14 protein-coding genes are annotated in these 15,212 nt (G+C 44.6%); 7 read left to right on the top strand and 7 right to left on the bottom strand.

The genetic code is table 11. From position 1 onward, the window contains the following. Positions 1–6: 6 nt before the first annotated feature. Both FTU95_RS10260 and FTU95_RS10265 read left to right on the top strand, forming a co-directional pair. Positions 7–399 carry a hypothetical protein gene (locus FTU95_RS10260; RefSeq protein ID WP_180078414.1) on the top strand — a complete coding sequence of 131 codons (393 nt, stop codon included), beginning with the start codon at positions 7–9 and terminating at the stop codon, positions 397–399. A 194-nt stretch (positions 400–593) separates the two neighbouring features. Then, on the top strand, positions 594–1,187 hold the full coding sequence (locus FTU95_RS10265) for a hypothetical protein (protein WP_005094603.1): 594 nt from the start codon (positions 594–596) through the stop codon (positions 1,185–1,187). Between the two features lie 21 nt (positions 1,188–1,208). On the opposite strand, the gene FTU95_RS10270 is transcribed toward FTU95_RS10265, so the two are convergent. Beyond that, on the bottom strand, positions 1,209–1,847 hold the full coding sequence (locus FTU95_RS10270) for a DedA family protein (RefSeq protein WP_005094600.1): 639 nt from the start codon (positions 1,845–1,847) through the stop codon (positions 1,209–1,211). Positions 1,848–2,118: 271 nt separating this feature from the next. Here FTU95_RS10270 and FTU95_RS10275 point away from each other — a divergent pair, with 271 nt between their 5' ends. Beyond that, the gene (locus FTU95_RS10275; RefSeq protein WP_005173783.1) at positions 2,119–2,481 is read left to right on the top strand and encodes a NirD/YgiW/YdeI family stress tolerance protein; all 363 of its coding nucleotides are present in this window, start codon (positions 2,119–2,121) and stop codon (positions 2,479–2,481) included. 191 nt (positions 2,482–2,672) lie between these two features. Next, positions 2,673–4,241 carry a glutamine-hydrolyzing GMP synthase gene (guaA, locus tag FTU95_RS10280; RefSeq protein WP_005094597.1) on the top strand — a complete coding sequence of 523 codons (1,569 nt, stop codon included), beginning with the start codon at positions 2,673–2,675 and terminating at the stop codon, positions 4,239–4,241. 407 nt (positions 4,242–4,648) lie between these two features. On the opposite strand, the gene FTU95_RS10285 is transcribed toward guaA, so the two are convergent. Further along, positions 4,649–5,998: a GGDEF domain-containing protein gene (locus tag FTU95_RS10285; protein ID WP_180078416.1), complete on the bottom strand. Its 1,350-nt coding sequence runs from the start codon at positions 5,996–5,998 to the stop codon at positions 4,649–4,651. Positions 5,999–6,508: 510 nt separating this feature from the next. Here FTU95_RS10285 and FTU95_RS10290 point away from each other — a divergent pair. Both FTU95_RS10290 and FTU95_RS10295 read left to right on the top strand, forming a co-directional pair. After that, positions 6,509–7,456 carry a pirin family protein gene (locus FTU95_RS10290; RefSeq protein WP_180078419.1) on the top strand — a complete coding sequence of 316 codons (948 nt, stop codon included), beginning with the start codon at positions 6,509–6,511 and terminating at the stop codon, positions 7,454–7,456. A gap of 163 nt (positions 7,457–7,619) precedes the next feature. Further along, positions 7,620–8,270 (top strand): glutathione S-transferase family protein, encoded by a 651-nt coding sequence (locus FTU95_RS10295; protein ID WP_005094592.1) that lies wholly within the window; start codon positions 7,620–7,622, stop codon positions 8,268–8,270. 39 nt (positions 8,271–8,309) lie between these two features. Here the strand turns inward: FTU95_RS10295 and phoR are convergent, their stop codons facing one another. The 3 genes from phoR to FTU95_RS10310 form a co-directional block, all read right to left on the bottom strand. Beyond that, the gene (gene phoR / locus FTU95_RS10300; protein ID WP_005094591.1) at positions 8,310–9,668 is read right to left on the bottom strand and encodes a phosphate regulon sensor histidine kinase PhoR; all 1,359 of its coding nucleotides are present in this window, start codon (positions 9,666–9,668) and stop codon (positions 8,310–8,312) included. Between the two features lie 25 nt (positions 9,669–9,693). Then, positions 9,694–10,404: a phosphate regulon transcriptional regulator PhoB gene (gene phoB / locus FTU95_RS10305; protein WP_005094589.1), complete on the bottom strand. Its 711-nt coding sequence runs from the start codon at positions 10,402–10,404 to the stop codon at positions 9,694–9,696. Positions 10,405–10,646: 242 nt separating this feature from the next. Next, on the bottom strand, positions 10,647–11,330 hold the full coding sequence (locus FTU95_RS10310; RefSeq protein WP_180078421.1) for a TetR/AcrR family transcriptional regulator: 684 nt from the start codon (positions 11,328–11,330) through the stop codon (positions 10,647–10,649). Between the two features lie 223 nt (positions 11,331–11,553). On the opposite strand from FTU95_RS10310, the gene FTU95_RS10315 reads away from it, so the two are divergent. Further along, positions 11,554–12,402: an SDR family oxidoreductase gene (locus FTU95_RS10315; RefSeq protein ID WP_074383703.1), complete on the top strand. Its 849-nt coding sequence runs from the start codon at positions 11,554–11,556 to the stop codon at positions 12,400–12,402. Positions 12,403–12,499: 97 nt separating this feature from the next. Here the strand turns inward: FTU95_RS10315 and FTU95_RS10320 are convergent, their stop codons facing one another. Continuing rightward, complete coding sequence (locus tag FTU95_RS10320) at positions 12,500–13,864, bottom strand: MATE family efflux transporter (protein ID WP_159138889.1); 1,365 nt, start codon at positions 13,862–13,864, stop codon at positions 12,500–12,502. 128 nt (positions 13,865–13,992) lie between these two features. After that, positions 13,993–15,147: a methionine aminotransferase gene (locus tag FTU95_RS10325; RefSeq protein WP_180078423.1), complete on the bottom strand. Its 1,155-nt coding sequence runs from the start codon at positions 15,145–15,147 to the stop codon at positions 13,993–13,995. Between the last annotated feature and the right edge of the window lie 65 nt (positions 15,148–15,212).

Below are 15,212 nucleotides of genomic sequence, written 5' to 3' on the forward strand. Positions count from 1 at the left end.
TTAACTATGAAACTTGTGAAATTAAGCCTGAGTATTGCAGCATTTGCATTGCTGAGTGCTTGTGCAACAACGGTAAAACCCACCTATGTGTCCCCGACCCAGTATCAGACCTTGGGTTGTCAGCAGCTGCAAGGCGAATATAACCGTATTCAGCAATATATCGACAATGGCGTGGAAGCGCCAAAACGCACGGGTGTAGGTGTGGGCGTCGGTCTGGGTGGTGGCTGGGGTAGTCGCGGTGGTTGGGGAATTGGTCCGAGTGTTTCCGTCAATATGGGACAGTCATCCAATACCAAGCGCACCGAACTGGCACGGCTTTTAGGTGAACAGGAAGCGATTATTCAGGCCGCTCGTTACAAAAATTGTCCGATTGTGGTTCGTCAGAATATTGCTAAATAACGAATTCCTGATCTCTTCATAAATGCTGATCTTGGGTCAGCATTTTTTATGATTTTTTCAAAATAGCCGAGCTGATATTCCGCTTAATATCACTTGAAATGGCGCGTATCGTCTCAGCATCCTAGATTTATAGAGCTGTTCTGGCATGAGAATATTGATTAAGCTATAAGCTAGGCCCGGAATAGTTCATCACGATGATTGAAAATTGGTTATTTGTATTGGGGCTAATCGCCGTTCTGATGATTCCAGGGCCGGCGAATGCCTTGGTCGCCAGCTCTGCGTATCAGCAGGGTCAGGCCAAAACCAGCCTTTATATTCCTGCCATTCTGATGGGCTATTTTTATGCGATTAATGTCTGGGCTTTGTTAATTCATCTGGCTTTACCGATCTGGCCAAACTTCAAAAGCTTGCTGTATGTCCTGAGTACCATCTGTGTGGGCTGGATGACGCTGCATTTATATAAGGCCCAGCAGTTAGAACGCTATAGCAAAAATCATCCGCAGATTCGTCCCTGGCAAATGTTTACTGTCACCTTAAGCAATCCTAAAGCAGCATTGTTGGCCTCCGGGATTTTACCCATGGAAACCTGGCAAAGTCCGACCAACTTTGTTCTGGTGTTTGCTGCCTTTTGCTTGAGTACCGTTCCAGTAGGGATTTTCTGGATGGTCTTTGGTCAGGCAATTTTGAGCAGTCACTCTGAAAAAATAAAAGCCGGCCTTATTTATAAAGGCTCGGCTCTGTTTGTACTGCTTTGTCTGATCCCATTACTGATCAAGCTTTGGGATTAAATGCACAGGCTATAAAAAATCTTAAGCTGTTTTACTTTTTTTGAGTCTTTGTTGAATAAAGCCGATCACACCTGGCAAGACACTTAAAATAATAATACCGAAAATCAAATAGGTGAAGTTATCTTTGACGATCGGCATATTACCGAACATATAGCCCAGAATGACAAATGAGCTGATCCAGATAAATCCACCTACTACATTATAGCTCAGGAAATATTTGTAATTCATGCTGCCAGCACCAGCGACAAAAGGTGCAAAGGTACGAGCAAAAGGCACAAAACGCGCAAAAATAATGGTTTTACCACCATGTCTGGCAAAGAATTGCTGGGTCGCTAATAAATGTTTTTTATTGATAAAGCGCGATTCAATCTCGAAAACCCGCGGCCCGATATATTTGCCAATATGGTAATTCAGGGTATCGCCCAATACTGCCGCAATAAATAAAAGCGGAATCAGTACCCAGGGATCCATCACACCTGTAGACGCTGCCAAAGCACCTGCTGCAAATAGCAAGCTGTCGCCGGGCAAGAACGGCATCACCACCAAACCTGTTTCCACAAAGATAATCAGGAAAAGAATGGCATAAATCCAGATCCCGTAATTGGTGATAAATTCAAGCAAGTGATCATCAACATGCAAGATAAAATCAATCAGTTCCATGAGCCCAGTACAAGCAAAAGTGTGCTCAAATCCTAACAGCGATCACCTATAAAGTCAGTAATAAAAGTCGACTATTTTGCGGCTTATTTTTCTGCTGTCGGGCGAATCCCTTCACTTTTAAAGTGGATGTATCAGCGTATAAACATATTTTTATTGGGGCTTTTTGAGCAGATGACACAAGTTCATCATGGCGTTACACAACGTCTGCGGCATCTATTTCGGCTTTCTGTTTAGATCATGGAATCATCATAAAAATGGCAGGTCAAAACACATGAAAAAATATATTCTGGCGACACTGGTTCTGGCAGCTGCCAGTCCGGCACTTTGGGCTAAATCAGATCAGGCTATTCTGGAGGAAGCAAAACAGAATGTGGTCAGTATTGCTCAGGCACATAAAATGAAAGATGAAACTGGCGTGACCTTAAGGGGGCAGATCGTCAAACAGCGTGCAGCACAAAGTGACGAATTTGAATTAAGAGATAAAACCGGCAGCATCATGATTGATGTGGATGACGACCACTGGAAAAGATTAAAACTCAAAGCAGGCGATCGGGTAGAAGTCTGGGGCGAGGTCGATACGCACCGCAACAAACCCACCGATATTGAAGTGATTCAGATTGAACGCGTGAAATAAACCATTCATTTGGCTGGAACAGGAAAGCAGCGAAACTCTGCTCTCCTGTGAACCAGTCAAAAATGAGGGCATTATTTTCTGAAATTTCTTAACTGTTTAATATTTAAACCAATTGGAATAGTGTGCTTAAACACAAGAAAAATGCTAGAATACGGCGCTTATCTTTCGTTTGCCTTTCATAGTTGTTCGTCATGACTACCAATACTCAAATTACTGAAGATCGTATCCTGATTCTGGATTTCGGTTCTCAATATAGTCAGCTCATTGCACGCCGTGTCCGTGAAGCTGGTGTATATTCTGAAATGTATGCCTATGATATGTCTGAAGAAGACATTCGTGCATTTAATCCAAACGGTATCATCTTGTCTGGTGGACCTGAGAGCGTTCACCTTGAAGGCAGCCCGCGTGCGCCACAAGTGGTATTCGAGCTCGGTGTACCGGTATTGGGTATTTGTTATGGCCTGCAAACCATGTGCGAACAGCTTGGCGGTAAAGTCGAGCCAGGTACTGTGCATGAGTTCGGTTATGCAGAAGTTGATATCGTGGTACGTGACAAGCTGATCGGTAATTTACAGGACCGTGAAAACCAGTTGCATGTCTGGATGAGTCATGGTGACAAGGTTGCCCGTATTCCAGAAGGCTTCCAGATCACTGCACAAACTCCAAGCTGTCCAATTGCGATGGTGTCTGACGAAACTCGTGGTTTCTATGGTATTCAGTTCCATCCTGAAGTGACACATACCTCTAAAGGGGCAGAATTACTGTCGAACTTCGTTCATCAAATTTGTGGTTGCCGCGGTCTATGGACGCCAGAACACATTATTGATCTACGTGTAGAACAGCTTCGCCAACAGATCGGTGATGAAAAAGTATTACTTGGTCTTTCAGGTGGTGTGGATTCATCTGTCGTTGCAGCGCTGTTGCATAAAGCGATTGGTGATCAGCTGACATGTGTGTTTGTCGACAATGGTCTGCTTCGTTTGAACGAAGGTGATCAAGTGATGCAAATGTTTGCTGACAATATGGGGATTCGTGTTATCCGTGCTGCTGCAGAAGAGCGTTTCTTGACTGCACTTGCAGGCGAAGTTGATCCTGAAGCAAAACGTAAAATTATTGGCCGTGAGTTTATTGCAGTCTTTGCTGAAGAAGCACGTAAATTAGATGGGGTAAAATTCCTGGCTCAAGGTACGATTTATCCAGACGTGATTGAATCTGCTGCAAGCAAACAGGGCAAGGCACATGTGATTAAATCGCACCACAACGTGGGTGGTTTACCAGCAGACTTGGCTTTTGAACTGGTTGAACCATTACGTGACTTGTTTAAAGATGAAGTACGTAAATTGGGTACCACTTTGGGCTTGCCACACAGCATGATTTACCGTCATCCATTCCCAGGCCCAGGTCTAGGTGTGCGTATCTTGGGTGAAGTGAAAAAAGAATATGCAGACATTTTACGTCTTGCTGATGACATTTTCATGCAGGAACTTCGTGCCAGCGGTTGGTATGACAAGACTGCTCAAGCATTTGCGGTATTCCAGCCGGTGAAATCTGTCGGTGTTGTCGGTGATGGTCGCCGTTATGCATGGGTGATTGCACTGCGTGCAGTAGAAACTGTGGACTTTATGACTGCTCGTTTCGCGCATCTTCCTTATGATCTAGTCGATAAAATCTCGACTCGTATCATGAATGAAATTAAAGATGTGTCTCGTGTTGTGTATGACGTATCGTCTAAGCCACCTGCAACTATTGAATGGGAGTAAAATCGGGATTTCTAAAAGCGATAGCTTTTAGCCGATTTTACGCCAAGAGCTATGCTCGCGGCAGTGAGGGATTTTACGAAGCACGGCTTCTTGCCTGAATGATGCCAAGCGCTATGCTCGCGCCAATCAGGATTTCACGAAGCACGGCTTCTTGCCTGAATTACTGCCAAGGCTATGGCTGCGCCAGTCAGTGTTTCAAGGAGCACGGCTTCTTGCCTGAATGATGCCAAGCGCTATGCACGTAGTAAATATCTGGTTGATCGGAGATATCCCGATAAAAAAAGAGCGCTTCGGTGCTCTTTTTTATGAGTTTTTATGAGGATTTTTTCTTCGTGATAGAATATGCAACTTTTCCATGTAAAGTTTATAAAAATTTAAGTTTTCACTAATATTCCTGATTTCATTATTTAAAGGGCAGACCAGAATTGCTTGGTTTGATTGGCCTTTGAATGATCTTGCTGGGTCACGGGCTTAAAGGCATTCCAGGGATTGGCTGGAGCAGGTTTGGGCTTTTCCAGCATTTTGGAATGATAAACTTCAATCCGATTTCGGCCTGATTTTTTTGCCTGATATAAAGCGATATCGGCTTGCTTGATCAGCTCCTCCAGCTTTTGCGTAGGCGACTCCAGTTCTGCTATACCAATCGAAATGGTAAAACGAATGGGCTGGTTCGGTTTGGCATAAACAAATTGTTTCTGAATTGCACAACGAATTCGCTCTGCAATCACCAGACTGTCTGGCAGCTGGGTATCTTCCAAGAGAGCAATAAACTCTTCACCACCAAAACGTGCCAGTACATCGCTATGGCGCATTTCTTTACGGGTGACTTCAGCAATCAGTTGTAGTACGCGATCGCCGATGTCATGCCCATAGTTGTCATTGATCTTTTTAAAATGATCGACATCAAACATCAGCAGGCAGGTGCTGGCATGTTTGGGCCATTGATGAATAGAACGTTCAGCCATATCGACAAAATGGCGGCGGTTGTATAACTGGGTCAAATCATCCGTATGTGCCAGATTTTTTAAGGTTTGATAGTTCCATTCGTCCAGCAAAGAGCGCAGGAAAGAGCGCCGTACATTCAGAATATTATTCCAGTTAATATAAATGCTAAAAAACCAGAGTGGACTAAACACGACAGTAAAAATAAAGGCTTGAGATGCGCTCATTAACTGGGTCACTCCAATCATGATAAACAGGGCAATCAAGATGGAACAATAGACCGCAACTTTAAATTGGGTCTGTATACACAGATTGGCGATGAGAATAAAGATCGCAGAGGCATAAATATAGGTAGCAACATGGGGGCTGCTTGAAAGCACCAGCAGGCCAATCCATGCAGCTGCAGCCACAGTAGTGGCGATCGGCAGGATTCTATCTAGAATCTGAATATTTTTATATGTGTTAAACAAGTAATAACAGCAAAGCATAGCGCCTAGAACCAAGATGACGCGCATCAGACCAGAAATAAAAAACATGTCTGGAATAATCAGAATATCGGCAAAGAAATACAGCAAAAAGGCAATTTGTGCCAGATAGTTGATTTGACGTAAATTAGTATGACTATGCGTATAGACATAATCGTGAAAATATTGCTGAAACGGGGCAGGAATACGGGCATGAGAGTCTGTCAGCGCCTGTTCGATCAGCTGACGGTTTTGCAGATCACATTCAGATAATTTCAGTGATTTATCGGTCGTTGAGTTTTGAAAAGATATATTCGCCGTTGAATATATATTCTCATGCTGAGCAGACATGTCCTGGTCCAGTATTATTTTTATAGGTGCCTATTATGCCGTGATTGGATGAAAAATAACCTCCCTAAAATTGGGTATCTGACTTAAATTTGACTTTAAACGTAACAAAAATTATATTTTTTAGCTGCAAAAGTGATTGAAATCCATAAAAATAATTTTTAATTGCTTTAATTTTTAAATTAAAATCATTCGTTTCACGTGAAACATTGGGTAATTGGGCCAGCAATGTCGAAATGGCTTCTAGCGCAGGCTTGAGAGCACCCTAATCAGCATTGAGCCACTTCCACTCAGGCTGTTACACTGCGAAATTCAGGTTTGATCGCTTGAACAGGAGTTAGATCGATCAAGCGATGTTAAGGGTTTTATACGTATCTAAATATTTCCAAAGATAGATTTTGCAAATAGACCCTGTACATTGTCCTGAATAGGGAGACATCTTGCAGCAGTCCAAGGGAAGAATGTTTCACATAATTTAAGATTTAGAATGAAAATGCCGAGGTGAGCTCAGCCATGTCGAATAATAGTGATATTGAACTGTCCAATTCGGATGATTGTGAAAAATATGTCAATCAGTTTATTCAGGAATTCCCTTTACGCCGTGCCGAAATCGGACAGGGTACCGTAATCAAACGTGCCTTGCCCAGCCGACATAAACGCATGATTGGTGCCTGGTGTTTTCTGGATCATGCCGGTCCGGCCAGCTTTCCACAAGGCGATGGCCTAGATGTTGGGCCACATCCCCATATTGGTCTGCAGACCTTTACCTGGATGCTGCAAGGCACCATGATGCACAATGACAGTTTAGGTACTCAGCAGCTGATTCGTCCCAAACAGGTCAATCTGATGACCTCGGGCTATGGCATTTCACATACGGAAGTTTCTCCAGAAAGCGAAACGCATATGCATGCAGCGCAGTTATGGATTGCCTTACCGGATGACAAGATCAATATGGCACCGGCTTTTGAGCATTATCCTGAATTGCCGGTAGTGCATGATCAGGGCATCGAATTTACCGTCTTAGTCGGTGAATATTTAAAAACCGTTTCACCGGTAAAAGTGCATAGTGAACTGCTCGGGGTAGACCTGTATGCAGCAGAAAGTACCAGTGCGAGCTTAGCCCTGAATCCAAAATTTGAATATGGTTTTATGGTACTTGAGGGCACGGCCAGCATTAATGGGCATGAACTGACGGAAGATAACATGCTGATCCTTGAACCGGGATTAGAGCAGGTTAATGCTGATATTCATGCCGGGAGCCGTGTATTACTCATTGGTGGTGAACCATTTGAAAGCCCGATTTTACTGTGGTGGAATTTGGTCGGACGTACCACCGAGGAACTTAAAATTGCGCGGCAACAATGGATTGAAGGCCATGAACGCTTCGGTTCGATTCCGGCCTATGATGGACCACGTTTAGAAGCTCCCGCATTTCTAGACCGGATGCGTGCTTCCAGATAAACGATCAGAATTGCAGGGGTGGATGGAACCCTGTCGGATTTGAACTGAAAATGGCAAATCTGCAACATAGGGAACAGAGCATTACAGTCATCAAAAATTGCGCTACATTCCGCTGCTTTTTGCTATGCTCAGCAAGCAAGAACAATAAAATCATGAGTCTAATATGCGTGTTTTACATCATCTCGAACAATCACGATCGTTTCGTATTCTCTGGGCAATGGAAGAGTTAGGACTGGATTATGAAGTGCAATATTATCAGCGCCAGCCTAATCTTTCCGCGCCACCGGCCTTAAAACAGATTCATCCCTTGGGTAAGGCACCAATTCTGACCGATCAGGAGCAGGTACTGGCGGAATCTGCGGCGATCCTGGAGTATTTACAGGAAAGCTATGATGAACAGCAGCAGTTTCGCCCAGAAGATCCTGCCGACAAGGCCCAGTACCGTTACTGGATGCATTATGCAGAAGGTTCATTAATGCCGCTGCTGGTGATGCAACTGGTGATGACCACTGTACCGAAACATACCCCTTTGCTGATTCGACCAGTAGCCAAGAAAATTTGTGAGGGAGTGAAGAAACAGTTTGTACAAAGCCGCTTAAAAGATCATATCCAGTTTCTGGAACGCTATTTGAGCGAGCATGACTATTTTGCCGGACACTTCAGTTTTGCCGATATTCAGATGAGTTTTCCTTTGGAGGCCATGCAAAGCCGGACTGGCCAAAGTTATCCAGCGATTCAGGCTTATCTGAAACGGGTATCGCAACGTGCAGCCTATGCGCGTGCACTGGCCAAAGAAAAACAGATAGCATCCTGAAAAAAAAGCTGCCGATGGCAGCTTTTTTAATGGGGGATATCAGTCTGGAAAGCTGAGGCGCTCTTTGGGGAAAATCACCTTAAAAGTGGAACCCTGGTTTTCCTTGGACTCAATTTCGAGATGTGCCTGATGTTGCATCAGGACATGCTTGACAATTGCCAATCCTAAACCGGTGCCACCGGTGCGCCGGCTACGGTCTGAATCGATCCGGTAAAAACGTTCAGTCAGACGTGGCAAGTGTTTGGGATCAATTCCGATGCCGTTATCTTCCACTACAAAATAGGCAGATTCACCATCATCATGCCACCCCATGGTAATGATTCCACCTTTAGGCGTATATTTAATCGCATTGGTGATCAGGTTGCTAAAGGCGCTGGCCAGTTCCATATCTGAACCGATCAGATCGCAATGACTGTCAATGTCCAGATTCAGGGTATGCCCATAATCGATATTATAGGCCTGTGCATCATCAAATAGCTGATTCATCAGACTTGGCATTTCGATGATCTGGTTTTTGGCAATATTTTTGTCATTTTCCAGACGTGACAGCAGCAGCAGGTCATTCACCAGCGCGTTCATGCGTCGGGTCTGCGACTGCATCTGATCAAAGGCGCGTTTCCAGCGCGGATTGATATCTTCCTGGTCGGTAAAGGTTTCAATATAGCCACTGAGTACGGTTAAAGGCGTGCGCAGCTCATGCGAAATATTATCGACAAAATCTTTACGCATCTGTTCCAGATTGTGCATCCGGGTCACATCATAGGCGACCAGTACCCGGCTTTCACCGCCGAAACGGGTCATTTTGACCTGGACATAATGATCTTCGAACAGCGAAGATCGCATTTTCAGGCCATCTGGTGACTCATCAATATGATGATAATATTCAATAAAACTCGGTTGGCGCAGCAAAGTTAAAATATTACGGCGACGGTCATCACTGGAAATTCCGAGCAGACGTTCGGCGGCTGGATTCCACCATTCAATCTGCTGGTTTTCATCAATTAAAACCACTGCTTCTTGCAAGGCCACCAGTGAAGACTGCGCTCGATCGATCAGTTCCACCATTTCTGCCTGCACAATCCGTTCCTGCCGCTGAGCGCGATAAACATTGAATAACAGTGCGCCCCAAATCCCGCCGATATTCGGCGGAACATCATAAGGGCGATTAGAAATCCATTCATTGACCAGATATAAAGAGCGCATCTGGGTGCTAAAGAACGCCACAAAGGCAATGACGATACAAATCCAGAAATACCCAATCCCAAAACCGATAAGGCTGGCGATGATCAGGAAAAAAGCCAGTAAGCGTAAATCCTGTTTGGCAAAATCCCATAAACTGCTGTAACGGATTCTTTTGTGCTCACGTGCCAGTTCGGGGACAGGGTAGGGTTCATACATAAAACAAGATTTACCTTAAAAGACGTTAACCTAAAGCCACATCTGCACGGGTTGAAAAACGGTAACCGGTTCCACGTACGGTTTGTACATAGCGGTTTGCGCCATAAGGTTCCAGCACTTTGCGCAAACGGCGTATATGGACGTCAATAGTGCGGTCTTCAATATAGACGTTGCCGCCCCAAACCTGATCCAGCAATTGCGCACGGGTATAGGCACGTTCCGGATGGGTCATAAAGAACGCCAATAGACGGTATTCAGTTGGCCCCATTTCCAGAATTTTATCGCCAAAATTAACCCGCTGACTGACCGGATCCAGAATCAGGCCATTGGCATCAATGGTTTTTTCACCGCTGAGTGCATTGGCACGGCGCAGGACAGCTTTAATGCGTGACACCAGTTCCCGGGTCGAGAACGGCTTGGTCATGTAATCATCGGCACCGGCATCCAGACCTTGTACTTTGTGGTCTTCTTCACCGCGTGCGGTCAGCATGATCACCGGAATTTCTGACAGGCTTTCATCACGTTTCAGACGACGACATAGATCTACACCGCTGATCCCGCCCGGCATCATCCAGTCCAGCAAAATCAGTGCCGGACGCTGATCCACAATCATCTGATGCGCCTGCTTGGCATCTTCGGCCTGTAAGCATTGAAAACCGGCCATATCCAGAGAGGTATGGATCATTTCCCGAATCGGGAGTTCGTCATCGACGATTAATATGTAGTCATCTTTCACAACGCAATACCCTATTTCATGTAAACGGTGAACCGTTTTATATTTATGACAGGCTTATTACAAAGACTAATTATGACAGTATCATTGCAGAAAGGGAAAAACTGCTGAAATTCGCAAAGATTTGTGACAATTTTAGTAAAGAAACTTGTTAAAAAATCATAAATTAATTTTACTTTTATCGATGCTTCAGCAGAAACCTGCAATCTGTTTTAGAATGCAGAAAATCTGATTAAGCCTTTGATTTAACAGTTATTTTTGTCTGAAAATGACTCCAATAATGCCAAAAATACCACACTGCACGATGATAAAACTTCCTCAAGTGACTGCTTGAATCCACTCATGACCCAGCGAATGGCAATTTGGGTGACATAGCCATTTAAACCGGTCGACACCAGTGAAATTTCCTGCTCACTACGATTTAACTGCGGCATCATTAACATGACAAAGGCATGAATCATGCGGTCGAAGCGCGACATGGTTTCATGAATGGTGGCCTGATTATGCAACTCCTGCACCAGCATGGCATCAATATAAATGATCCGTGCCATACGCGGATTGTCACGCAAGGTGCTAAGCAAGGCGGTTAGCCCCGCTTCAATCATTTTTTTCGGATCAGTGGATGCCTGCATCATGGCCTGCATGACATTCTGTTGCAGTTCATCAATCAGTTTTAAAAAGATGGTCTGAAACAGGTGCTCACTTTTTTTAAAAGATTCATAAAAATAACGTTCAGTCAGTTTGGCTTCATTGCAGATATCTTTCACGGTTACTGAAAAAAAGCCATGGCTGCCATAAGCTTCAATACCGGCTTCAATCAGCTTTTCACGACGTACCTGCTGTCGCTCAGCCATCGACAGGCCTTTAAACTGACGTTCCTTGCTTTTGGGTGGTCGTGATGGTGTTGCTGCATTGATTGAATCGGTCATAAAGCCTGGCTACTCATCTGCATGAAGATTTTGAATATCTTAGCAATAAATCACGCTTTGACCTATGTCGAAATTCAGCAGAGGAATTTGGCCGCTAAGGACATCGGATAATTATTGACAATATATATTGTCAAAATTATATTGAGGGTCTGTGCTAACTCCTGAAACAACAGAACAAGATCCTGCTGTCATGGAAGAGCAGTTATTTACATAAGGAAATTCAATGAAAAATTTTAAGAATAAAGTCGCTGCCATTACCGGTGCCGGTTCAGGGATCGGTCAGCAGCTGGCAGTTTTGCTGGCACAGCAAGGCTGTCATCTGGCACTAAGTGATATTAATGAACAAGGACTGGCACAAACGGTTGAATTGTTGCAGGGCAGTGATGTTCGGGTGACGATTCAAAAAGTTAACGTGGCCAAGCTACAAGAGGTACGCAGCTGGGCAGCACAGGTGGAGCAGGATCATGGCAGTGTCAATATGATCTTTAACAATGCCGGCGTGGCACTTGGCTGCACCGTAGAAGGTGCGAGCTATGAAGATCTGGAATGGATCGTCGACATTAATTTCTGGGGCGTGGTGTATGGCACCAAAGAATTTCTGCCTTTAATCAAGAAAACCGGCGATGGTCATGTGATTAATATTTCCAGTCTGTTTGGTTTAACCGCGCAGCCGACCCAGTCGGCGTATAACGCGACCAAGTTTGCAGTGCGTGGTTTTACCGAATCCTTGCGTCAGGAACTGGATTTGCAAAATTGTGGCGTGAGCGCACTTTGTGTACATCCGGGGGGAATCCGTACCAATATTGCCAATGCTGCGAAAATGAATGACAGTATGCTGACCCTGGGCATGAATCCGGAAAAAGCCGCCCGTAATTTTAATAAACTGCTGCGTTGCCCGCCAGTAGAAGCCGCTCGTCAGATTCTGGAGGCGGTACAGAAAGACAAACGCCGTTTATTAATTGGTAACGATGCCAAAGCTGTTGATTTGATTCAACGGATCTTACCAAGCGGCTATCAGCATGTCACTGCACTGGCAAGCCAATTCGGCAAAAAGAAGAAAAAATCTGCTTAAATCATTGGATATTAAACCCGCAAAAGCGGGTTTTTAATCTTTTATTGTAGATCAGGAGTGAGTTGCTGTAAGGCTGTAGGCATGTAAAATAATGAAGCTAAACCAATATTTTAATGGTTTTTTTCTTCCAGACCAACTGATAATACAGTCCCTGCAAAATACACATGCTGACAAAGGCCAATGCATAGGCATACCAGATCCCTTCCAGCCCCCACCACCGGCTAAACAGATAAGCGGCAGGAACTTCAATACAGAGAATTGCAAAAATATTGATCAGCATCGGTGCAGTTACCGTACCACTTGAACGCATAATTGACGCAAAAATGGCGCTGGCACCAAAGAATAAAATAGACCAAAGCACAATGAATAAAAGTTGCTGACCCAGCACCACGACTTGAGGATCAGTAATAAACAGTGCCATTAAATATTTTGAGAACAGATAGGCCAAAACCACCAAACCGCCAGTAAACAGAATATTCATACTGAGTGCAGTCCGTGTGACTTTATTCAGCAAATCGGATTTTCCTGCACCAATCGCTTGTGCACCAAATACAGAAGCTGCAATCGCAATCGACAGAGCAGGAAACTGGATATAATTTAACACCTGGTTGACCGCACCATAGGCAGCCGTTGCTTCTGCGCCATAGCGGTTGACCAAGCCGACAATCACCAGACCGGCGACAGAAGTCGTGATCATCTGTATTCCAGTCGGAACGCCCAGACTTAAAATAATTTTGCTTAATTTAGGCTGATGGCGGATATGTTTTAATAATGCCCAGTCGAGCCTGAGCGGATGTTGTTTATAATTTAAATACAGGACTAGAAACAACAATACGGCCAGATTACCCAAAATGGTGGCAATTGCCGGCGAGATAATGCCCATTTGGGGAAAGCCAAAATATCCGGCAATTAATATCGGGGTGACTACCAAGCCCACGCCAATGGTGAGTGCGGAAGCAAACAGCGGTGTGGTGCTGTCGCCTACACCGCGCAAGATAGAGGTATAAATAATATAAATAAAAATTAGGGGACTACCTGCCAGCATCCATTGCACATAGGGCAAGGATAAATGCATCACCTCCGGATCTGTACCGAGCGCCAAGAGGATATTTTCGGCAAAAATCACACCAAACAGCGCGATCAAGCTTCCGCCAATCAAGGTCATAAATAAAGTTGAACCGACCACACAGCGCACTTTTTCGATATTTTTTGCGCCCCAGGCCTGTCCAATAAGTACAGTAGAACCGGCAGATAAGCCAATGACAAAAGCCATCAAACAAAACAGGATCGGGAAAAATACCGCAACCGCAGCAATGGCATTGACTCCCAGCATTTGCCCGACAAAAACCGTATTAATCGTGCCTGAAAGGCTTTGCAGGATGTTGGTTGCAATTAATGGCAACAGAAATACCAGAAAGGCCTTCCATAAATTCTGTTGTTGGATCAGTGATTGCTGTGCCATGCCCTATCCTGTTATTGATTTTTCATCTATTTAATTATGTCGCTATTATTGAATAAAGCAGAAATAAAGGCCTTAGCTTTTAAGTAACTAAGGCATTTATTTTATAAGAATTTTAGTTAAAATTTGAATTAAACCTTTGAAAGAATTTGACCTGCCTGAATCAGGGTCTGTTCTTTTTTTGCAAAACAGAACCTGAGCAGGCGTAAATCGGCAGGCGCTTGCTGGTAGAACACAGAGACTGGAATTGCCACGATCCCGTGTTGCTCTGCCAGAAAATGACACATCTCTACATCATTTAAATCAGGCCGGATAGCCGAATAATCGAGATTCTGGAAATAAGTTCCTTGAGAGGGCGTCCATTTAAAACGTGATGTTTCTATTGATGAATTAAATAGATCACGTTTGTTTTGATAGAACCGGGAAAGTTCGCGTATATGTTCAGGATGCTGTTGCATGTATTCCGCCAAAGCCACCTGAATCGGAGTCACGCCACAGAAGCTGGCAAACTGATAAATCTGTCTGAACATTTTCATGAGTGGCGGTGCCGCAATACAAAAACCGGTTTTCCAGCCGGTGACATGAAAGGTTTTACCAAAAGAACCAATCACGAAGCTACGCTCGCGCAGTTCAGGAAATGACCAGGCTGAATGGTGCTGAACGCCGTCAAAAACCAGATGTTCATAGACTTCATCGGATAACACCACAATATTGCGCTCACGGATCAGCTCAATCAGATGCTGCCAGTCTGCTCTTGACCAGACACTACCGCTGGGATTATGTGGGGTATTGACCACTATCATGCGGGTATGGTCATTGATGGCATCTTTCACCTGATTCCAGTCCACAGAAAACTCTGGATGCTGTAATGCAATATGTACAGGCGTTGCACCAGCCAGCTGTACTGCAGGTGCATAACTGTCATAGCTCGGATCGAAAATAATCACTTCATCACCCGCACGAACTGTGGCCTGAATCGCACAAAAAATCGCAATTGTGGCGCCGGAAGTAATCGTGATCTCTTCTAGCGGGTCAATGCTCAGCTGATCGCGCTGTCGATACAGATCGGCCACCAGCCCACGCAATATCGGCAAGCCATCTCCAGGTGCATACTGGTTAAATCCGTTATGACTGGCCCGGCTCAAAGCCTCAATCAATGCCGGTGGCGCAGGAAAGTCTGGAAATCCCTGTGAAAGGTTCAATGCGCCGAGTTTTTGTGCCAGGGCCGACATGGTGCTAAAAATCGTGATGCCTAGATCAGGCAGTTTAGAGGGGAATTTCAGCATGTCCTTGGCCTTGAAAATAAGATTGAATCCAGTGTAGCAGCAAGTTCTACTCTGGATAATCAGAA

It is taken from the genome of Acinetobacter sp. YH12208 (assembly GCF_013418055.1).
Taxonomy (GTDB): domain Bacteria; phylum Pseudomonadota; class Gammaproteobacteria; order Pseudomonadales; family Moraxellaceae; genus Acinetobacter; species Acinetobacter pseudolwoffii.